Raw genomic sequence first — 20,542 nt, 5'->3', positions numbered from 1 at the left:
AGGCCTTCCTGCCACGCGAGACAGGGACAGATGGCGCATCATGCCGAATGGCCAAGAACGCATGGTTGCTCGGCGGGTGCTCGCGGGTAGGCGATACAGCACGGCACGCGTCGGCACAGACCGACACGACCACGGGGATAATCCCGGTCACGACGATACAAAACAGCACTCGGTGACACTGAGCGACATCAACCGAGGATTCTCATAATCCGTGGGTCGTGGGTTCAAGTCCCACCCGCCCTACTTCTCCAGAACAGCCAAAACCCCCGCCTGACCTGCGCTTCCGCGCGGAGACGGGGGTTTCTCATGTCCGGCTGTCTACGGCCGATACCGATCGTTTGCGGGTGGCTCTACCCAATGCTTACCCACGACTTCACCGGCGGCGGGTGACCTACAGCTCAAAGCCCGGCCGGCTGGCGCCGTAGCCCTGCTTGGCCGGCCACAGGACGACGATGTCCTGGCTGTGGGCCAGTTCGATCAGGTCGTGGCGCGGCTCGCTGGGCAGCAGGATCTGCGCCTGCCGATAATTCCATCCGTGCTGGTCAAGCGGCATGTGAGTATTCGTGGAGGACGCCTCCAAGCCGGTCTCTTCTACGGATGTTCAGGTCGGTGATTCGCTCGGGGTCCGTGATCGGGTCCGGGGCGGGACGCAGCGGCGCTGCTTGGCCCAGGGCTTGATGGGCCCGATGCTGGTTGTAGAACTGCTCGTACTCGAGCAGGGCGTGTCGCAGGTGGCGTTCATTCCAGACGAGGCAGCGGTCGAGAAGCTCGCGGCGGCACGACTGCACCCACCGCTCCATGATCGAGTTCATCCGCGGCATCCGAATACCGGTGAGCACCGTCTTGATGCCGGCCTCGGCGAGAATCTCGTCCATGAGGGCCGGGAACTTCCCATCCCGATCGCGGATCAGAAAGTGCGCCCGGCAGCCCGCATCGTCCAGATCCATCACGAGATTCCTGATCGTCTGGATGACCCAGCTCGCGCTCGGATGGACGGTAGTGCCCAGCACCCGGACGCGCCTGGTGGCGAGCTCGATCACCGCCAGGATGTACTGGCGCTGCCCGTTCAAAGTGATGGTCTCGATGAAATCGGCGGCCAGCAGGGCGTTGGCTTGCGAGCGCAGGAAGTCGGCCCAGGTGGTGGAGGCCCGATCAGACGCCGGATCGAGACCGGCCTGTTTGAGGGTCTCCCACACGGTGGACGGCGCGACCTTGATGCCGAGCGTGGTGAGTTCACCATGCACCCGCCGATAGCCCCAGCCGGGGTTCTCTCGAACCAGACGCAGAATAAGAGCGCGGATGGAGCGGACCGTGGGCGGGCGCCCGGGCCGCTTTGGCCGGCAGGCACGGGCATGACGCCCTCGCATCAGATCGCGATGCCAGCGCAGCACGGTATCCGGCCGGATGAGCAGCCGCAGCCGACGCAGGACCTCCCGGGGCAGCGAGGTCAGGAGCGCAGCCAGGAAGGCACGGTCCTCGGGCGCGAATCTCACTCGGGTGTCGACCCCGAGTTGGCGTTCCAGGACGGTGATCTGGTGACGCAGGGCGAGGATCTCCACGTCCTTGTCTCGATCGCCCATGGGCAGCAACCGCAGCGCGGCGAAAGCGTTCATGACGGTCAGATAGGCCAGGCGAAGGAGCACAGCCGATCATCCTGCCGTACGCACTCCCCTCTCCCGAGGGACCGGGGCTCGCGTACTCCACACACAAAGCGCTCGCAGGGCCACGACCTGGGCGGATGTAATTATCGGCAGGCGCAGAGTCAGCAGTGTCAGCCAGCCCACTATGCGGCAGAAGATCAGATAGACGAGACGGAGCGTCACGAGCCTCGAGCATGCCCGACCCAGGCCACTGCTCCGGCCAGGAAGCCGAGAAAAACCGCAGCTCACGACCGTGAACGGAGTATTGACACCCTTCAGGCTGGCCGGGCATGGGTGTGGACGCCGCCGTCACCTCATCGATCGTCCTTGTCCGGCGCGCTCAGCCAGCGGCCGATCGACCCGACGAACGTGATCACAGCTCCCGCCAGGATCAGCGACGAGCCGACGACCCCGCCCGGCTCGGGCGGCGTCGTGCGCGAGTAGATCAGCGCGCCAGTCATGAGAACGAAGCCGACCACCGTAACGACCCACCACATCTTTCTCATGGACGCACTACCCCCTGCCGGGCTGCTGGCTATCTATCGTGGCGCTCTCGTGCCCATTGGTGACACGGTAGGTGACGACAATTCCATGGCCCTTGTTCGCCGCCCCGATGGCGATGGAGAAGACTCCTGAGAACACGCTGACCATACCGCACGCAAGTCCTACCAGATGGGTTACCGCGATGAACATGGCGCACGCGCCCGTGCCCCAGGTGGTGTTCTCCAGGACCGTCTTCAGCAGATTGCTGTCCTGGTTGTTGAGATAATACTCGCACTTCCAATCCAGCGCCTCGTACATATCCTTCGCCGGCGGGCAGTTCGATCCGCTGTAGCCGGTGTCACCGACGCAACCCCTTTCACCGAACTTTTGCGCGCACTTCATGTACCAGTCGTCGACGACTGAGCAGTCTTTGGAGCTCTTAGCCTTGAGACAGCCGAGCATGCCGTCCTGTACGCCGTTGCAGAAATCATCGCCGTGCGTCCCGCCCTTGAACGAGGTGTTCCGGCACGCCATGTACCTGTGCCGCTCGAATATTGAGTTACGTGGTCTGAGCTGCGGTTAAGCGGCGTGGTGGTATTCGTTGATCGTGCCTGTGGCGACGGGTTTTCGGCGGATGGATCGTAGGTCGGTCAGGTCGCGGGCGGGCTGCGATGCGATGTCCGGGGACGCTGTTGCCGTGACTGGTGCGGCCGGTGCCCGTTGTAGTGGATCAGATATTCGCGGAGCACGAGTACCAGGTGACGTTCGTTGAGGATCAGGATGCGGTCCAGGAGTTCGCGGCGTAGGGTGCCGATGACGCGCTCGCAGATAGCGTTCATCCTCGGCACCCGCGGCAGGGTGGTGATGTCCCGCAGCCCTTCGGCGGTGAAGACCTCCCGGAAGGCGGAGGTGAAGAGAGGATCCCGGTCGTGGATCACGAACCGCAGCCCGGATATGCGATCGCCCAGGTCCATCACGAGATTGCGAGCCTGCTGCACCGTCCATGCCCCGGTTGGGTGCGCGGTCACTCCGGCAAGGTGCAGTCTCCGGGTGCCGTGCTCGATAAAGACCAGCACGTACAACCGTTTGAGCAGCATGGCCTCGACCACCAGGAAGTCACACGCGATGATCGCGTGGGCCTGGGCGGCCAGGAACTGCCGCCAGCTCGGCCCCGCCCGGCGCGGCACCGGGTCGATACCGGCCGTGTGCAGGATCTCCCACACCGTGGAGGCTGCGATCGGGTAACCCAGACGAGCCAACTCGCCTTGGATCCTCCTGTGCCCCCAGGTCGGATTCTCCCGCGCCATCCGCACAATCAGTGCCTTGACTGGTCGGCGGGTGCATGGCCGTCCAGGGCGCCGCCTGTCGGTGAAGGTCCACTTACGCGCTACCAGGTTGCGATGCCAGCGTAAGATCGTCGCCGGCGTGACCGGGAACATCTCCGCCCACCGGCGGCGGCGAACCAGCCTCGACAACGCCGTGAGCCAGAGCCGGTCGACGTGTCCCCACCGCGGCCGGTCACCGAGCTGACGACGCAGCACCTGATTCTCATGACGGAGCACCAGCAGCTCAACGTCCTTGGATAGATCGGAGCGAACCAGCACCGCCAGCAGGCCGAACAAGCACCTCACCAACCGGTAGACAAGCGACAACAACACCTTGCGATGGTCGCAGCCGTCGCTCTGATCACGCAGCAAAACCCCAGCTCACAGCATGAAACCGTGTTTTCGAGCGGGACATGCCCAAACCGGCCGTCGGCGACCTCAAGATCACGCCGGTCAGGACCGTGAACGGCGGACCGGCCACCAAGTCGCTCACCCCCACCCTGAGCGCCACCGCCACCAGTCCCAGCGGGGCGGCGATGAGAGTCGAGTTCGAGATTGAGCATGATCCCTCCGCCCCCGCGAATCAGGGGAGCGGCACGATCTGGAGCGGCGGAGCCGACGACATCGCCTCAGGGTCCGTGGGCGGTGTCACCGTGCCCGCCGGCGCGCTGTCCGATGAGTGGCTGGTGCGATGGCGGGCACGGGCGGTGGCGGGCGGCCTGTCGGCCGGCTGGTCCCGCTGGCAGCAGGTGAAGGTGGACCTCATCCAGGCCGGCGAGGAGCCACTCGCCCAGACCACCGGACCAGTGATCCAGACGGATCAGAGCTTCGCGGTGGCCGCGTGGCTGCGCTGGTCGGACAGCGACCAGGCGCACACGGTCATCCAGCAGAGCGGCGAGCACATCGCGCCGTTCCGCCTCGGCAATGATCCCGCCGACGGCCTGGTCTTCACCCTGAGCAAGTCCGACAGCGCGGACGCCGTCGCCGAGGGCGCCGTCTCCGGCGTCGCGCCGCCAGAGAATCAATGGTTCCATCTCGCCGGCGTCTACGATGCCGGAGACAACACGGCCTCGCTGTACCTCGACGGCAAGTTGCTCAAGACGGAGCAGATCAGCTTCCCCACCTGGACGGCGAGCGCGCCGATGACGCTCGGCGCCGAAGGCGTCGGCGACCTCGACGAGGTTCGCGCGTTCAACCGGGCGCTGAGCAATGAGGAGGTGGTCGCCCTGCGCGACGGCGTCGAAACCCCCGCGGCCGCGAAGACGACCGCCACCCAGCCGACCACCACCCAGCCGACCGCCACCGGGCTGCCGGCACCGAACGCGGTGAGCAAGCCGCCGTCCACGCGAGCGGAGGCCAGGGCGGCCGCCCTGGCAGGAGGGTCATACTACGACCTGTGCTGGCGGAACGAGACCGAGGCGCGTAAACCCGCCAAGCCGATCTACTCCACGATCTGGTCGTCCGGCGGCTACCACATGACCCGAAACGCCTGGTGCGGCATCCAGAGGATCGGTTCAGCCGGCCTTGAGCTCCGGATCGGCCCAGCCCAGAGAGCCGAGGGGATGGATGCCGACGCGACACTCATCGGATATTCGTGGAACACCAAGCCGACCGACTCGCTGCCGACCAGGATCCGCAACTTCGAATTCGACATCACGATGAACAACTTCGTCTTCGTCGAGCGAGGGAACACCGCCTACCGGCGGTGGGCGGACATCGAGATCGGCATGAAGAACGCCGGCGACTCCGGATCCAAGTGCAAGCTCATTTCGCAGACGTCCTACAAGGCCTCGTGGCAGGAATGGTCAGCGGGGAAGATGGCCAGCTTCCTGTTCGCGTCGTATGAGGAGGACGGCGCGGGCACCGACAAGATCGCGTGGTGTCAGCCCCGCTTCTGGGCGAAGATCACCCGGCGGGACACCCCGCTCGTCAAGTTCACCATCGACTCGGACGCCTACCCGCAGCTCCGCTGCGACTCCGCCACCTACATGCTGAAGACGCTGGGCAGCGGATGCGTGTTCGACCGGGCCCTGCTCACCTACGTCACCCATGAGACGCTTCCGGGCGATCCCACGAAGTCGTCGAACAAACCCAATATCAAAGACGAGGTCCTGACCGCCTACCGCAATGTCCCCTCGCATATCTGGACGGCATTGCACCGGCCTCAACAGACCGAACCGAGCGAGGCCAACAAGAGCATCCCCGGATACGACGGGCTCGGGCTCATCCGCTCCGTCGACGAGAATGGAACACCAAGAACAACAACAAGGTCAGAGACCTCTGCCGCGACCTCTTCGCGGAGTACGACACCAAGAACGCGGAGATCGGCAAGCCCGCCACCGTGGGCAACCCGCCCGTCCCGGTGCCCGCCAAGGACCGCCGGGTCTACGAGTGCGACGAATTCCCCTTCGAATCCACGATCCAAGGTGCCTGGACCTCCGCCGAGGGGCAGAACAGGCCAGAGAAACGCGCGTTCTCGATTCGCCCCGTCTATTGGCGCAACAATGGCAATGACGGACTCCAGCTCCGGACGTTCTACGAGCTGAACCGGGTCCTCGGGGTGGACAGGGACACCAGGAAGACCGAATACGACCCGTTCCGGGTGGATCCGAAGGTGCCGCAGGCGCCTCCCATCCAGTAGCTTCTCACTCGCCGGGTGCCCGCGGTCGCGGGCGCCCGGCACGTCAGACAGGAGAGATCATGACGGCGGACCTCATCGCTCTCTACACCGAGATCGCCGAGACCACCCTGCCCGACGACGTCTGCTGGATCGTGGTCCAACCCTCGGCCGGAACGCTCAGCGTGGAAGAGGCGGTCACCAGGCTCGGGGTCCGTCCCGAGGAGCTGCGCCGGATGCCGACGCTGGACGCGGCCGAGCTGGCCCTGTACGGCGAGACGGCCTTGTCGATCGACCAGGCGGCGGACTGCGTCGCGATCCTGCAGATCGGCGGCTACGCCGGCCTGCTGCCGGAGCTGATGGAGCCGCTCAGCGCCGGTGCCCGCGTATGGGCGGTCAGCTGGGACGTCAACGCCGACTTCACGATGCTGTTGTGGGCCGACGGCAAGGTCATCGGAGGCTGGAGCCCCTACGAGCCACGAGAGGGCTGGGCCGCCGGGCTGGGAGCGATGGCTCCGTACGCCGAGCTGTTCCTGGCTTACGACATCGACGATGATGATCAGCATGCCCGCTACCGCCACGCTGTCTGCCTCGCCGTCATCGAGTCGGAGAGCGGGGTGCGGCTGGATCGGCATTGGATTCACCAGGAGCATCCCACCCTGCTCGGCATCTGAGGCCAAGACCGGACAGTTCGTTGTACGAATTTGTTACCGTGCTGCGTGTCGCCCGCCGCCCACAGGTCGCGCAGCAGCTCCATCGCGCCGGGCGCCCGGTGGCGGGCCAGCAGCCTGACGGCCTCCTTGCGCGCGGTGACCTTGCCCTCCGCCAGCACCGGGGCCAGCGCCGCCGCCAGTTCGCCGGGCCGTACGAACCGGGCCGCCCGCGCCGCCGCGTACACCGCCACGTGCCCGTCGTCCCCGCCCGCGTGCTCCAGCAGGTCGCCCAGCACGTCCCTCGGCCGCGCCGTCCACGGCAGCGCGGTCAGCGCCGCCCGCCGCAGCAGCGGCTCCTCGGGGTCGAGGTAGGGCCGCAGCCGCTCCGGCTCCATGGCCGGCACCTCGCCGAGCATGCGCATGGCCCGCGCCCGCATGGGCAGCTTGCCGTTCTTCGCCACCCTGTCCAGCAGCCGCGCGTACGCCTCCCGCTGCCGCTCGGTCCACCGCCACACGGCCGCCCGCGACGCGTACCGACCTGCCGCGCCATCACGGCCAGCCGCACGCCGAGCGACCGCCCGTGGTTCCCGTACCCGGCGAGCCCGTCCAGCAGCGTCCCCAGCTCGGGCCGCCCGCCCAGCTCCCGCGCCCGCTCGGCCAGATAACGGCAGCGCTGCCCATGGAACAGCGGCTCCACCGCATCAAGCAGTTCCTCCACGTCCGACACGATCATCCCCTCACCTCTTGCAGAAAAACCTGCATCTCCGCCCGCGTCCCCGCCTCCGGCTCGATCTCGTACGCCGCCCGCACCCACCCCACGACCTGCGGCGGCACCTCCGGCCACGCCCGTAGCGTCACCAACGCCTCCCGCCGGATCCTGATCACCCGGTTGCGCAGCGCCGTACGGATGACGCTCAACCCCATGCCGGGATGCGCCCCCAGCGCCGCGACCACGCACTCCAGCGCCCACTCGTGTCCATCACCGAAGTCCCGCTCCTCCGGCCCACCGGCCAGACTCTCCAGCGGCAGCAGCTCCTCGGCCAGCGCGACCAGCTCACCAGGCTCGGCCCGGCGGCCCACCTCGTCCCAGGCGTCATGGTGACGGGAGTCCACCCGCAGCCTCGCCACCGCCTGCGGCAGCACCTCCAACCCGAGCCGGTACGCGCACCACAACGCCCGCCCGAACCCCGCCACCTCCTCGGGTAGGCCAGGCCCGCCAGCACCAGCTCCGACCAGCGCGGCTGCCCGACCACCACCTCCTCGTAGCGCCGCCTCAACGCCACCAGCTCCCCGATCCGGTCTTCAGGTGGCTCACGCAGGAAACCGAGAATGGTGAGCAACGACTCAAGCCGCGAGAACGTGGCCTCCCTGCCCGCGACCAACTCGGCATACCGGGCCAGGGCCGGCACCGCCTCACCGTACGCGCTGATCCCGGAGGTGGGCCCGCCCTCCCCGCGACAGAGCGCGGCCAGAATGTCCCCCGCCCCATCGACCAGCGCTTCGTCCGGCTCCGGTTCGAGCAGCGCCTAGTACAGATCACCGGTGGTCGCGGCCAGCGGAGCCACGCCGATGGTCAAGAACGCATGGTTGCTCGGTGGCTGCTCGCGTGTGCACGGTACAGAGCGGCACGCATTGACAGCAGTCGGCACAGCGGTGAAGAGAATCACGGAATGGGCAATACAAAACAACACATCGTGACAGCGGACGACACTTACCGAGGATTCTCATAATCCGTGGGTCGCGGGTTCAAGTCCCATCCGCCCTACTCACCAATACCGCGTTCGACCTGGGCTTTCTCGGTTCTCGCCGGCCTCGGATCTCGTTGTTGATCATTGCTGGTTGCTCAGTGGTTGCTCTTGTGTACGGACCGTGTACAGCGGTAGATCATTTAGACCGCGATCGTCAGTTCAGACCCCGGTGACGACCTCAGAAGATCAAGTCAGAAGGCCTGCACGGCGTCCCCGGTCAGCTGCGGCCTGATGAGAACCTACCTGGCCTCGCAATCGACGATGTATCGCATCCTGCGCCAGCACGGCGAGGTCGGCCGAGACCGCCGCCGACAGGCCTCCCACCCGCCCCGGGCCATCCCCGAACTGGTCGCCGACGCCCCCAACGTCGTGTGGGCATGGGACATCACCAAGCTGCGCGGCCCGGACAAGGGCGTCTGGTACTCCCTCTACACGATCATCGACCTGTTCAGCCGCTACGTCGTGGGCTGGATGGTCGCCTCCCGCGAGTCCGCCGACCTGGCCCGACACCTCATCGGCCAGACCGCGGCCAAACACGACATCGACCCCGGCTCGCTGACCCTGCACGCCGACCGCGGCAGCTCGATGACTTCCAAGTCCCTGGCCGAACTCCTCATCAACCTGGGCGTGACCAAATCCCACTCCCTGCCCCGGACCAGCAACGACAACCCGCGCGTCGAAGCCAGCTTCAAGACACTGGAGTACTGTCCCGCCTTCCACGCCGGGTCGGCTCCCTTGAGCACGCCCGGCCTTCTGCCAGGAGTTTTACACCTGGTACAACCACGAGCACTTCCACTCCGGGATCGGCTACCACCACCCGGTCGACGTGCACTACGGCCGCGCCGCCGCCGTCCGCGACCGGCGCGCCGTCGTGCTGGCCGCCGCCCACGCCACCCATCCCGAACGGTTCGCCAGCGGCGTCCCCACCCCGCCGGGCCTGCCCGGCCCGGCCTGGATCAACAAGCCCAAGACCACCGAACCCAAGGACGATACAGAGAAGACGACACAGAATTAGCCCAGCTCAACTGCCTTAAAACGATTGACAGGTTCCGAAGCGAGTCGGCGCGCATCGAAACAATCGGGGCGTCGCCTGTGGCAAGGTTCTACGCCGTTTCCCGCCAATCCCCCCGCAGTCGGGAGTAATCCTTTATCGTTGACAGGCCGCTTCCGGGGCACGAGAGCGGCCCTCCTACGCCATGTCAGAAAGCGCAGGGACCAGATGTATGAGCTGATCGAGCCCGATGCAGCACCATGGCGAATCAACCCGATGATTCCTCATCCCGCGCGGATCTACGATTACCTGCTGGGCGGCCAGGACCACTTCGCGGCCGACCGGGAGGCGGCCGAGCAACTGGTGGCGATCTCCCCCGGCGTGTGTGAGGGGGTCCGGGCTCACCGGGCGTTCCTCCGGCGTGCGGTGCGCCATCTCGCGGGCGAGGCAGGAATCGGGCAGTTCCTCGACATCGGCGCGGGCCTCCCAACGCAGGGTAACGTCCATGAGATCGCCCAGGAGGTGATCCCGGACGCTCGCGTGGTCTACGTCGACAACGACCCGATCGTTCTGACACATGGCCGCGTCCTGTTGACCAGCAGTCCCACCGGCGTGACCAGGGTGGTCGAGGCCGATCTGCGCCGACCGCAGGACATCCTGACCCATCCTGACGTGCTGAGCGTGCTCGATTTCAGCCGGCCAATCGCCGTCATCGTGGCCGGGGTACTGCACTTCATCCCCGACGCCGAGGATCCGTACGCGAGCGTCGAGCAGTTCAAGGGGGCGGTGCCGTCCGGCAGCCATCTGCTGCTCTCACACATCACGCTCGACTTCGCCCCGCAGGTCAACAGCGACAAATTCTGCAAGCCGTACAACAACAGTGCGGCCCGTTTGGTCCCTCGGACGCGCGCCGACGTCCTGCGGTTCTTCGACGGCTGGCGGCTGATCAGCCCTGGAGTGGTGGAAGTGGTGGACTGGCGTCCTGACGAGGACGAATACCAGGAGCTGATCCCGGGTGGGGGCCACGCCTGGGCGTACGGCGGCATCGCGGTCAAGCCCTGACCCCCGGCGAGAGCCCGTTTTGCCCGCTCACCTGACCGCTGGCGCGCCGACCGAGACAGAGGTGACACCAAGACCCGCAAATCGGTTCAGCCTCAGCACACTGGCTTTCACCGAGAACACCTGCACGTACACATACGACGGGGAGAACGCGTCGATGAGGCTGTCGAGGCTCGCGACGCAGAGGAAGTTCATCGGGGCGCTGCAGGCTCGACGGCCGAGGCAGTTCCCGGCCGTCGTCCGGCGTTTTATGGGCGTGCTACCAGCATCCTGCCTGGCCGTGAGGCGGAGTAACGGGCACCGACTGTTGCCCCGATAATCGGTGGTAACCCGATGAACGCGACCGCCGGGGGCGTGGATGTGGCGGGATGTCTCACTGTCCTATCGAGGTGCGCTACAGATTTTGGGCCACCATGACCGTCCCTGGCTGGAGAAGCTGGACCGGCTGCTCGGCAGCGGCATCCTGGCCGCCGGGGTGACGTCGCTCGCGGTCGCCGCGCCCGGCCCTGCGGTCGTGTTCGCGGCGGTGTGGGGCTGGATCGATCAGAAGAACGAGACGACGAGCCTTTTGCGCGCCGTCCTCGACGGCGTTTCCGGCAAGCTGCTCGCTCTGGATGGCTTCGAGCGCCACCGGCTCATCGCCGCCGCCCACACCACAATCGTCGCCTCGTCGTTCTTCGAAGTGCTGAGCGAAGAGGCAAAGGACCTGCGCCTGCTGGACCAGGATCGCGAGATGCTCACCACCGGCAAGTGGCGCGAGGAGGGGCAACGCCTCTTCGACGCGCTGTATCGGTCTGACGTGCCGATCCCCTCCGCAACTCGCGGATTCCAAGAGAATCTCCCGTTCGTCCACTGTTGGTTGTCTGATCTCCTCCTCCGCACACGGTCCTTCGTTCGCGTCCTGCCCGGGAACAAGCCGCTGCCTCCCGACGATGTCCTGCTGCGCAAAGCGCAGGAGCGATACCACACGCGCTATCTCGGACTCGCCGCCACCGTGCCCGAGTTCTTCATTTGGGCCAGCTTGGACGAGCACGCCGCCACCCGATACGCCGTCAGGGAGGTCCGGACGGAGGTTCGGGAAGCGTTCGAGTCGCAGGGCACAGCGCTGGCGCGAATCGAGCGGCTGCTGAGCCTCGACCTGGCCCACCACCAGGCGAGCGAGCGGGATGTAGCCACGGTCATCGCCCGCGCCAACCGAGGGGGTCTCGCCGAGCCGGTGGTTTCGCCGGAGGCCCACAACGACGGCGCGCTGACGGTTCCCACCGTTGAGGAGATCTACATCAGCCCGCACTGCCGCTTCGCCGAATACGACCGGTCTCACAGCCGTCCGGCGTCTGAGGCGTGGTGGGACGAGCAGCGCTTCAGCCGCGACCTCGACCTGTTGCTGGCCGCTCACCTCACCTCACCGGCGGCTTTTCAGGGGCCGCTGCTCCTGCTCGGGCATCCGGGAGCCGGCAAGAGCATGCTCACCAAGGTGCTGGCCGCCCGGCTGCCGCCGACCGCGTACACGGTGGTGCGCGTGCCACTGCGGTGGGTGAACGCCGACGCAACGATCCTGGATCAGATTCAGGCGGCACTCGATCTCGCCACGAACCGGCGCGTCCAGTGGTGGGAGATCGCGCAGGCGAACCCCCGGGCTCTGCGCGTCGTCCTACTCGACGGCCTGGACGAACTGCTCCAGGCCGCCTCCGGCGGCCGGGATCGGCGCGGCTACCTGCAGGAAATCATGGATTTCCAGCGGACGGAGGGGCTGCAGGGCTTCCCGGTCGCGGTCATCATCACCTCCCGCACAGTGGTGGCTGATCGCGTGCTCATCGCTGAGGGCACCCCGATCGTCAAGTTGGAGGACTTCGATGAAGGGCAGGTCGCTGAGTGGCTGGACCGCTGGAACCGGGTCAATGAGGCAGCCACGGCGGCCGGGCACGTGCGCACGCTCCCTCTCTCGTCGGTGCTTGACCACGAGGAACTGGCCGAAGTGGTCAAACAGCCCCTGCTGCTCCTCATGCTCGCCCTCTACGCGGCCAACCCGACCACCCCGCCGATCGACGCCGTCAGCTCTACGAGCTCGCTGTATCGGCTACTGCTGAACGAGTTCGCCCGCAGAGAGGCGGCCAAGTCTCCCACGCCGCTGAGTGAGAAGGTCATCGCCGCGGCGGCCAAAAAGCACCTGTGGCGGCTAACGGTGGCGGCGTTCGCCATGGTGAACCGAGGCCGCCAGGACATCACCGACGCCGAACTCGGCGCCGACCTGATCGCCCTAGAGGAGCGGCCGATGGAGGCGGCCGACGTGGCAGACATCGGGCGCGACCTGGTAGGCCGGTTTTTCTTCGTACACCGCGCCGAAGCGCTCACCGGCAACGACGACGCCGTGCGGCGCTGCTATGAGTTCCTGCACGCCACGTTCGGTGAATACCTGGTGGCCGCGCACATCGTTGACACGCTGCGCACGCTGGCCGCGATGCGCTCCCTAAGCGATAGGCCGGTGGACGACGATCTCCTGCACGCGCTGTTGTCGCATCAGCCGCTCAGCGACCGCCGTCAGATCCTCACCTTCGCCGCCGAGGTGTTCGATGAGCTTTCTGAACCCGACCAGGAGCAGATCGCCAAGCTTCTGGAGGAGCTGGCGTCCGGCGTCCGGCGACGTCACGACACTGGCCGCTACACCTCCTACCGGCCTATTCCGCTGGACCGTGTGCGGCAGCTGGCGGCGTACTCGCTGAACCTTGTCCTGCTGCGGGTGCTGCTGCCGCGCGAGGCGCAAGTTCCCATCGCCGCAATGTGCGGGAAAGGCGACGACCCGAGGCTCGCGTGGCGCTCGACCGTGGCGTTGTGGACCGCCGGACTTGATCCCGACAAGCTCGATGGAGTAACCGCCGCGCTGTACTACCAGGACGCATTCCTGCAGGCGGCGGTCGGATACACGAGGTGGGCGCCGCCGTACCGTGAGGTCGGATTGGCCCGGCTGGCCGGTGATGAGGCACTGGAGATGCGGCTGCGTTTCGGCCTCGGAATCCACGATTTCTCCAACAACCCTACCCTCGTGCCTGTCGATCCCTGGGATTCCTGGGAGGGGATTATGGCGGGCTGGCTCGTCCCGGCCATGTTCTCCAACGACGGCAGATTCTCCTGGAGCGGGGACGACCCGCCGAATCCTCCTTACGAGGCTGTCGCGCCGATAGCCCGTCTGACCGACCGGCTGTTGCTGCTCCACGGTCACCAGATGGACAGGACTTTCCTCAGGGGTGTGCTGAGGTGGCGGCTCAGCCTCGACACCCATCTCCCGATCGACCCTGCCGTCCTGGCCTCCGTCCTCCTGATCGATCCGGAGGAGGAACAAGTCCGGATCGTACTGCCGTTGCTTGATCTCGATCGTCAGCCACACGTAGCCGTCTTGGTATCCCTGGCGGCGGAACTGGCTAACCACCCCGCCGCCGCCAGCCACCCCGACGTCAGGCGCAAGCTTAACGATGCGGCTGCTGTCCTCAAGCAGTCTCCGTTTGATATGAACGGCCCCCAGCTGAAGATGATCCACGACATCATCAAGGTCTTCCGCTGGCCGGACGCCCCGACGCTGCCTGACAGCATTCGCGCGCAATCGCCAAAGCCGGGCAGTCCGGCTTCACCGTCACAGTGAGACGAACCAGGGCAACAGTGCGCCTGCCGATAATTACGTCCGCCCAGGCCGTGGCCATGCGGGGGTATCACTCCAGGGGCTCTGCCAAGATTTCCGTGGTAACGCTCCGTTCCTAGCGCTGGCGAGAAGTATTCGTTTTCGGAGTAGCGCGAGACCGGCTCGCCCGTACATCTGCCGTTTCAATAACTTGATCTTGTTGATCACTCCCTCGGCGGGGCCGTTGCTGTAGGGCAGCGTGAGCCCGGCGACGACGGCGTCGTGGTCGATGAGCAGCCCTTCGGCGAAGGAACGCAGGGGCTGCAGGTCGCTGGCGCGGACTTCGTTGATCCAGTCGTCCAGCCGGTGTCCCTGGCGCTGGGTGAGCAGGTCGGCGAAGGCGCGAAAGGTGCCCGGTGGCCTGCTTCAGCTCCAGGCAGTTGTCCAGCACTTCCTGCAAGCGGGCCGTGCGAGCGGCGTTGAGGTGGGCCGGGTCGGTCATGATCCAGATGGCGACGCGGCGGGGTGAGGGCGGCGCCGGGGCATCTTCGGTACGTCCCTGACCCAGGTAGCGATACAGCAGCGTGGAGCCACCCTGATAGCCCCTCGACTTGATCTCCCGCAGCAGGGACCACACGGCCACGCCGGGTTCGGCGGCGCTGCGGCTGCGCAGATAGTCGCGGAACGGATCGACCAGCGTGACGCTCCGTTTCGGGCCGTCGATCAGCTGCTCGACCCGTGAAGCGCGGGCGTACTTCTTGACGGTGTTCAAGGCGAGGTTGAGCCGGCGGGCGATCTCGTTGTTCGCCACACCCTGGCCCAGCAGGGCGTGGATGGCCGCATACCGGCTGCGCGTGCGCCGCGCGGTGGGACCGTCGTCGCGGGCCCTGGCCTGTGGCGATGTCGCGAAAGCAGCTCCGGTGGGTCAGGGAGAGTTTCTCGATGGCCTCGCTGAGATTGTTGAGCAGGTGCCAGCGATCGGCGCACTGCACCGCCTGCGGCGCGCCGTCGCGGGCACCGGCCGCGTACGCGGTCGAGCGGTCCCGGCAGATGAGCTGGACCCCGGGATGCTGTTGCAGCCAGTGGGCGAAGGTGACGCCGAGCCGATCGGGCAGCACCTCCACGCAGCGATGCGTGACGGCATCGATGATGATCGTGGCATAGCGCCGGCCTCGCTTGATCGCGAAGTCGTCGACGCCGATCGCCGCCGGAACCGTCGGCGGCGGCTCCGGCAGCGCCATCAGGGCGCTGAGTACGCTGATGCGGCTGAGCAGCAACCCGATCGTAGCCAGGAGGGCGGCTCCGCTCGCCCGGCCAGCGCCAGCGCGCACGCGATCACCAGTGCCGTCGCACCCGGCGTGCGACGCCCGTAGCGGCCGGCCAGGCCCGGCACCTGCTCATGAAAGGTCTGCCGCGCGCACTCCAGGTTGAGGCACCCCAAGCGGCGTAACCTCAGCTCGATCACCACGGGCAGCCCGTCCACCGGGCGATCGGCCAGACGGCGTCGGTGATAGCCGTGCACCTTGCCGGTGGCCGTCCCGCATGAGGGGCAGCACACCGGATCGCCTCGTGTGCGGGCCTCCACCCGGATCTGGCCGTCCTGGCGGTCTATCTGCTCGATCTCCACCGCGGCCAGATGCGGGAAGAGCATGTTCTCCATGTCACGGTTGCACACCGTTCACGGTCTCACCCAGAGCAGCGGAGTGCGGGTCGAACGGCACATACTGTCACCACGGAAATCTTGGCAGAGCCCAGAGCCCCTGAAGTGACAACCTCGCCCTGCGAGGGCTTCGCGAGCTTTGGCCACCCGGGAGACGGAAGCGCGTACGGCAGGATGATCCGCTGTGCTGCTTCGCCCGGCCTACCTGACCGTCACGAACACGTTCGCCGCGCTGCGGTTGCTGCCCATGGGCGATCGGGACAAGGACGTGGAGATACTTGCTCTGCGTCACCAGATCACCGTGTACCGCTTCAAAACTCGTGCATGTGGTCTGAGCTGGTGTTTCTTCGGAACAGCTAGGCGGCTCGGTGGTACTCGTTGATGGCTCCGCTGAGCACCCTCCGGCGCTGAACCCGGCCTTCCAGCGGCACCACGACGTCCTCGTCTTGATCAGGCGGGCGTTGCCGACGGGATTGGTGCGGCCGGTGCGCGTTCTACAGAGGTTGAAAGGTTGAGGTGCCTCGGCGTGGTTGCGTGTCTTTCTGCTGGTCGGTGACTATGCCGGTGGGATGCGGTATCCGGATGGTGGTGGTCTGACCCCGACCGCCCGAGCCATGCGCGAGCAGGTGCGCACGCAGGCCGGGGAGTTATTCGCTGCCGACGTACCCCCAGCAGGTGGCCAAGCAGCTGAGAGTCTCACGAAAGTCCGCCTACGTCTGGAAGGCCGGCGGGCTGGAGGCGTTGCGATCGAAAGGGCCAAGTGGGTCGCCCTGCCGGTTGACCGATCAGCAGGTGGCGCTGGTGGAACCCGCGTTGGACGCCGGGCCGGCCGCCCACGGTTGGGTCGAGGACCAGCGGTGGACGCTGGCCCGGGTGACGGCGCTGATCGAGCAGTTGTTCCGGGTGTCCTACACCCTGGGCGGCACCTCCTACCTACTGCACCGGCTCGGCTGGAGTCCTCAGGTGCCTCAGCGCCGCGCCGCCGAGCGCGATGAGGACGCCATCGCCACCTGGGTCAAGGAAAACTGGCCGAGCGTGGAAAGACCGCCCGGGACCAGGACGCGTGGATCTGCTTCGAGGACGAAGCAGGCCAGTCGCTGAGGCCGCCCAAGGCCGGCACCTGGTCCCGCCGGGGACATATCCCGGTCGTCACCGTCACCGTCACCGTCATGGGCTCCGGACGGGTCTCTGTGGCCGGGCTGATCTGCCTCAAGCCCGGGCAGCGCAGCCGCCTGATCTTCCGCATGCTGCTGTATCGCGGTCGCCGCGGTGAGCAGAAGGGCTTCCGCGAGGTCGACTACGCCCGCCTACTGGATGCCGCCCACCAGCAACTCGGCGGCCCGATCGTGCTGGTCTGGGACAACCTCACCGCACACCGGGACGCGAAGATGCGGGGCCTGATCGATTCGCGCCCCTGGCTGACAGTGTTCTACCTGCCCTCCTACGCCCCCGAACTCAACCCCGCGGGGGGCGTCTGGTCCCATCTCAAACGCAGCCTGGGCAATCTCGCCCCCGCCACTCTCGAACAGCTCGGCGCGCTGATCCGCACCCGGCTCAAACAGATGCAGTACCGATCCAACCTGCTGGACGCGTTCGTCCCTCACACCGGCCTGACCGTTGCCAAGGGCTCCGCTATGAACCCATTCCTTTCAACCTCTATACTCAGGATGAAAAGGGCTCCTTGATTGACATAGCAGCTGGCTCGGTTCCGTCTCCGAATCCCCAGTGCACCGATCAGCAGCTCAGCAATTTCCAGCTTGACCGGTCTTCCTGAATTTCGGCTTCTCCGCTACAGCATATGACTCCGACAGATCCGTCAAGCCAGCCCCCGATTGCCAATCCCATCCATGGCTGAGATTTGTGTACCAATCCTGCATGCCATGACTTACAACCAGTTCACCATCTGTCGATTCTGTGAGAGATGTCGAGTGGATCTTGAATGCAAATAGAGGCGAGTCATAGTTCGGAAACGAGCTTGTCTCCGTGAAAGATATTTCCCATTCTTCACAGGGCCCTACTGGCCGAGTTACACTGTCGAGGCCATAAGCCCCCTCGCCGAAGTTATCAAAGGATGTAATCACCTCTAACGTCACCGGGAGGTTGTCACTGTTTCGCGCACGGTAGACAGCTCGGTCGGCATTCGGCTGCCAAACGGCGAGCCGGCGAGGCACTTCCGTAGCATCTGCGATATACGCCTCCTTGTACTGAGCCGCTATGATTTCAGTCTGATCACGCGCAATGTCAGCCTGCTCGCGCGCAATCCTTTCCTGGTCGTAAGCAATACTCACTTGTTGGACACTGAAGACTACAGCTACCGCGGCACCTATACCTGCTAGTAGAGTCCCCAGCCCCACGAGAAGGCTGGCTACGCCCTTGTAACTTCTCCGCTGCCCTTGGTTCCAGCGGGGTCTGACAGCATGCTGCTTGCTCAAGCGTCGCACGTGCGTTGCGTTGACGCGAGGGGTGACATAGGGCGCCCGACGGTGAGTGGACTGATCAGCGAATGATCTGCGTACCATCAGGCGTAGGCGTCTAAACGCGCGCATGACACGCCGTTGATGATGTGCACGTCGTGGCTTCACTAGTCCATTATGCGCGATGAGTGCATGCGCAGTGTGACTAGCAACGAAGCGGGGCGGAGCAGCCTGGTAGCTTGACGGGCTCATAACCTGGAGCTCGTCGGTTCAAATCCCACCCCCGCCACGCCGTCTAGCCCGATGACAGCAGCGCCCCGTTGATGTGCGCGGCCCTAATTCGAGTTCAGGCGCATCAGCAGCAATGAAAACAATGCCGCCCACAATCACTGTGGGCGGCATGTCTCACGGCATAACAGAGTGAAGGAATGTCGCACAGGCGAAGCCAACGAGGAGGCCGAAGGCCACGTTGCCAGTCGCCACGCCCACCACAATTCCGAGGGCCGTACTGATCGCCAGAATCACGACCCAACGCAGCGGCAGCTCGGGAGGCCCGTTGCCGCCGTTCTTCTTATTGGGAGTCTTTGCTGTCACGAATCCTGCCCCCTCGAAGCTGTCTCGGCGACCTCCACACAGTCGCCACTCGCGCTCTTGCGCGTTTTGCGCCAGCAGTCTTCCGATAGTTAGACCACGCGGCACCTTTGCCGCTAAGGCCCGCGCCTTCCTCGCCATGCACTATAGACATGCGGCAACCCGCGAAACGAAAAAGTCCCCAAACGGCTGGCGTCTTGACCTCAAGTACAGTTGAGGATGCGCACGTTTTCTGCTCACCCAACGGTAGGACCCCGAGCTTTAGTCCCGGCGATCAAGGCCCTGACCTGGCATATGACACTGATGTCACCGTTGCCTATTTGTGACGTGACGCCGTCGGCGAGACACAGATGGCGGTGGAGTACGCCCACAGGTACAGCGGCGAGTACGACCTTGTCAGGTGGATCTCCGCCGACCAGCGAGTGCTCATCCGATCCTCAGGCAAGTCCGCAAGGAGCTAGATCATGGCCGGCAGAGGACCAGCGCCAAAGACAAATGCCGTAAGACGTAATAAACAGCCCAGCAAGCAACTTTCCAACCGCGGCGCCGAAGCACCGTCCCTCTTCAAGCGGGCGAAGCACTCCACCGCCCCCAACGCTGGTGGAACACCTGGGCGCCCTCACCGCAGGCCGCTTCACCCCTGCCAACCTCTGAACACTTCAACAACCAAGATCAACCGTTAAGTTGACACTCCCGCTGCCGCCAGGGCCTGCTCGATCTCCTCGACCGCCCGCGACTCCGCGTCCCCACGTAACCCGGTCGCCTCATCGGCAATCCGCCGCGCCCGTCCTCGGTCCGCCTCGGCGTTACTGTTGTCGGAGACCCCGTTCAGCCGGGCCGTGTTGTCCTCAGCGAGCTTCGCCTGCTCCAGCAGGCGCGTCGCCAGCGCCCGCACCTGGACCGGATCCCCGGAGCAGGGTCGCCCGCCAGCTCGAGAGTCTCCCAGCCACGCGGCATGCGATCACCCCGCCTGCCCGACCCCTGATGAGGTTCCGCAGGGCTGTACGCACCCGGCCGAGCCAGCAGTTCAACGATCAAGCCCGAACGGTACGAATCGGCTCATGATCCGTGGGTTCAAGTCCCGAAGCACCAGTCGTGCAGGAGGGACGTAATGCGGCCGCAGCCCCTTGGGGTTACGAACCAGGCGGGCGGGCCGGCAAGCGGCCGACGCCCCGTAGACGCCGGACATCTCCGGTGGGAGGGCGCCGTCGTCCGTGCCGTCGGACCGCCATCGGGAGAAGTGGACCAGGCCCGGCTCCACCAGGGTGGAGCCGTCGAAGAAGCGCTGGATGGCGTCATGCGTGCGGAGTACGAGCGGGTCGGCGGCTCGCCGGTACTGTTCCTCGGCCGTCTGGATCTGCTCCGGGGCAGCGGGTCGATCGTGCGCAGGGTGACCTGCGCGGCCCGCGACTCCCGGTCAGCCGCATGAGGGCCTGCGCCGCCGGACCGTCAGCGCCATCGGCCGGCCCGGCCGATGGCGTGGCCGCCGCCACGCGAGGTTGGAGGACGAAGAAGGTGGCGAGCAGGCGAGGAGCGTCGCAAGGAATGACCACCGTCCCGCCGACGCGGCCGGGGAGCTTCGTAATATGCGTGAACGGGCCATGACCGGCCACCTCCGAGCACGTCGAATCATCAGGGATGCTTACCGATCATGCATCATGTGATCAAGACCGGTCATCCGGCCGCATTCGTGCGGCGCTGCCCACCTGCGAGCGGGTGCTGCCGGCTCCTGGCCGAGCGGCCGCGGTTCG

19 protein-coding genes and 3 pseudogenes are annotated in these 20,542 nt (G+C 65.9%); 9 read left to right on the top strand and 13 right to left on the bottom strand.

The window, feature by feature from the left end; translation table 11 throughout:
* Positions 1 to 391 precede the first annotated feature (391 nt).
* The 5 genes from HCN51_RS54955 to HCN51_RS54935 all read right to left on the bottom strand — a co-directional run bounded on the left by HCN51_RS54955 (position 392) and on the right by HCN51_RS54935 (position 3,745).
* On the bottom strand, positions 392 to 553 hold the full coding sequence (locus HCN51_RS54955; RefSeq protein WP_168021744.1) for a hypothetical protein: 162 nt from the start codon (positions 551 to 553) through the stop codon (positions 392 to 394).
* Positions 543 to 1,643: an integrase core domain-containing protein gene (locus tag HCN51_RS62840; protein ID WP_168021743.1), complete on the bottom strand. Its 1,101-nt coding sequence runs from the start codon at positions 1,641 to 1,643 to the stop codon at positions 543 to 545. The genes HCN51_RS54955 and HCN51_RS62840 overlap by 11 nt, the downstream gene beginning before the upstream one ends.
* Positions 1,644 to 1,954: 311 nt before the next feature.
* A complete protein-coding gene (locus HCN51_RS54945) occupies positions 1,955 to 2,101 on the bottom strand; it encodes a hypothetical protein (RefSeq protein ID WP_168021742.1) in 147 nt (48 codons plus the stop codon).
* Positions 2,102 to 2,153: 52 nt separating this feature from the next.
* Positions 2,154 to 2,657, bottom strand: a complete 504-nt coding sequence (locus HCN51_RS54940) for a hypothetical protein (RefSeq protein ID WP_168021741.1) — start codon at positions 2,655 to 2,657, stop codon at positions 2,154 to 2,156.
* 116 nt (positions 2,658 to 2,773) lie between these two features.
* Positions 2,774 to 3,745 carry an integrase core domain-containing protein gene (locus HCN51_RS54935; protein WP_206069044.1) on the bottom strand — a complete coding sequence of 324 codons (972 nt, stop codon included), beginning with the start codon at positions 3,743 to 3,745 and terminating at the stop codon, positions 2,774 to 2,776.
* 116 nt (positions 3,746 to 3,861) lie between these two features.
* Between HCN51_RS54935 and HCN51_RS63275 the strand changes: the two are divergent.
* The 3 genes and pseudogenes from HCN51_RS63275 to HCN51_RS54925 form a co-directional block, all read left to right on the top strand.
* A pseudogene (locus HCN51_RS63275) lies at positions 3,862 to 4,656 on the top strand (LamG domain-containing protein); the annotation flags it as partial.
* Between the two features lie 1,133 nt (positions 4,657 to 5,789).
* The gene (locus HCN51_RS63270; protein WP_428981588.1) at positions 5,790 to 6,089 is read left to right on the top strand and encodes a NucA/NucB deoxyribonuclease domain-containing protein; all 300 of its coding nucleotides are present in this window, start codon (positions 5,790 to 5,792) and stop codon (positions 6,087 to 6,089) included.
* A gap of 59 nt (positions 6,090 to 6,148) precedes the next feature.
* Complete coding sequence (locus HCN51_RS54925) at positions 6,149 to 6,739, top strand: DUF6461 domain-containing protein (RefSeq protein ID WP_168021739.1); 591 nt, start codon at positions 6,149 to 6,151, stop codon at positions 6,737 to 6,739.
* Here HCN51_RS54925 and HCN51_RS54920 read toward each other — a convergent pair.
* Together HCN51_RS54920 and HCN51_RS58670 are read right to left on the bottom strand one after the other, a co-directional pair.
* The gene (locus tag HCN51_RS54920) at positions 6,706 to 7,233 is read right to left on the bottom strand and encodes a hypothetical protein (protein WP_168021738.1); all 528 of its coding nucleotides are present in this window, start codon (positions 7,231 to 7,233) and stop codon (positions 6,706 to 6,708) included. The genes HCN51_RS54925 and HCN51_RS54920 overlap by 34 nt on opposite strands.
* A gap of 214 nt (positions 7,234 to 7,447) precedes the next feature.
* Positions 7,448 to 7,912, bottom strand: a complete 465-nt coding sequence (locus HCN51_RS58670) for a hypothetical protein (RefSeq protein WP_206069043.1) — start codon at positions 7,910 to 7,912, stop codon at positions 7,448 to 7,450.
* 794 nt (positions 7,913 to 8,706) lie between these two features.
* Here HCN51_RS58670 and HCN51_RS54910 point away from each other — a divergent pair.
* From HCN51_RS54910 to HCN51_RS54900, 3 genes and pseudogenes are all read left to right on the top strand, one after another.
* Positions 8,707 to 9,481 (top strand): annotated as a pseudogene (locus HCN51_RS54910) (transposase); the annotation flags it as partial.
* A 204-nt stretch (positions 9,482 to 9,685) separates the two neighbouring features.
* Positions 9,686 to 10,519 (top strand): SAM-dependent methyltransferase, encoded by an 834-nt coding sequence (locus HCN51_RS54905; RefSeq protein WP_168021736.1) that lies wholly within the window; start codon positions 9,686 to 9,688, stop codon positions 10,517 to 10,519.
* Positions 10,520 to 10,874: 355 nt separating this feature from the next.
* Complete coding sequence (locus HCN51_RS54900) at positions 10,875 to 14,150, top strand: NACHT domain-containing protein (protein WP_428981587.1); 3,276 nt, start codon at positions 10,875 to 10,877, stop codon at positions 14,148 to 14,150.
* Between the two features lie 33 nt (positions 14,151 to 14,183).
* Here HCN51_RS54900 and HCN51_RS63265 read toward each other — a convergent pair whose 3' ends face one another.
* The 3 genes and pseudogenes from HCN51_RS63265 to HCN51_RS63255 all read right to left on the bottom strand — a co-directional run bounded on the left by HCN51_RS63265 (position 14,184) and on the right by HCN51_RS63255 (position 15,777).
* A complete protein-coding gene (locus tag HCN51_RS63265; protein WP_428981590.1) occupies positions 14,184 to 14,516 on the bottom strand; it encodes a transposase in 333 nt (110 codons plus the stop codon).
* 587 nt (positions 14,517 to 15,103) lie between these two features.
* Positions 15,104 to 15,367, bottom strand: a pseudogene (locus tag HCN51_RS63260) (ISL3 family transposase); the annotation flags it as partial.
* Positions 15,367 to 15,777, bottom strand: a complete 411-nt coding sequence (locus tag HCN51_RS63255) for a transposase family protein (protein ID WP_428981589.1) — start codon at positions 15,775 to 15,777, stop codon at positions 15,367 to 15,369. The gene HCN51_RS63255 and the pseudogene HCN51_RS63260, both read right to left, overlap by 1 nt.
* Positions 15,778 to 16,587: 810 nt before the next feature.
* Here HCN51_RS63255 and HCN51_RS60870 point away from each other — a divergent pair.
* Entirely contained in the window at positions 16,588 to 16,887 is a 300-nt protein-coding gene (locus HCN51_RS60870) for a helix-turn-helix domain-containing protein (RefSeq protein WP_346434162.1), read from the top strand.
* Entirely contained in the window at positions 16,797 to 17,471 is a 675-nt protein-coding gene (locus HCN51_RS54880; RefSeq protein WP_346434163.1) for a transposase, read from the top strand. The genes HCN51_RS60870 and HCN51_RS54880 overlap by 91 nt, the downstream gene beginning before the upstream one ends.
* 57 nt (positions 17,472 to 17,528) lie before the next feature.
* Here the strand turns inward: HCN51_RS54880 and HCN51_RS54875 are convergent, their stop codons facing one another.
* The 3 genes from HCN51_RS54875 to HCN51_RS63250 form a co-directional block, all read right to left on the bottom strand.
* Positions 17,529 to 18,074 (bottom strand): hypothetical protein, encoded by a 546-nt coding sequence (locus HCN51_RS54875; protein WP_168021732.1) that lies wholly within the window; start codon positions 18,072 to 18,074, stop codon positions 17,529 to 17,531.
* Between the two features lie 1,396 nt (positions 18,075 to 19,470).
* On the bottom strand, positions 19,471 to 19,686 hold the full coding sequence (locus HCN51_RS54865; protein WP_168021731.1) for a hypothetical protein: 216 nt from the start codon (positions 19,684 to 19,686) through the stop codon (positions 19,471 to 19,473).
* Between the two features lie 132 nt (positions 19,687 to 19,818).
* The gene (locus tag HCN51_RS63250; protein ID WP_168021751.1) at positions 19,819 to 20,148 is read right to left on the bottom strand and encodes an SAM-dependent methyltransferase; all 330 of its coding nucleotides are present in this window, start codon (positions 20,146 to 20,148) and stop codon (positions 19,819 to 19,821) included.
* Here HCN51_RS63250 and HCN51_RS61965 point away from each other — a divergent pair.
* Positions 20,089 to 20,220, top strand: a complete 132-nt coding sequence (locus HCN51_RS61965) for a hypothetical protein (RefSeq protein ID WP_277350314.1) — start codon at positions 20,089 to 20,091, stop codon at positions 20,218 to 20,220. The two genes, HCN51_RS63250 and HCN51_RS61965, sit on opposite strands and share 60 nt — an antisense overlap.
* Positions 20,221 to 20,542: the final 322 nt, after the last annotated feature.

The organism is Nonomuraea composti (genome assembly GCF_012034275.1).
GTDB classification, from domain to species: domain Bacteria; phylum Actinomycetota; class Actinomycetes; order Streptosporangiales; family Streptosporangiaceae; genus Nonomuraea; species Nonomuraea composti.
Note: the sequence above shows the minus strand (reverse complement) of the source record. Positions and strands in the feature narration are given on the sequence as shown.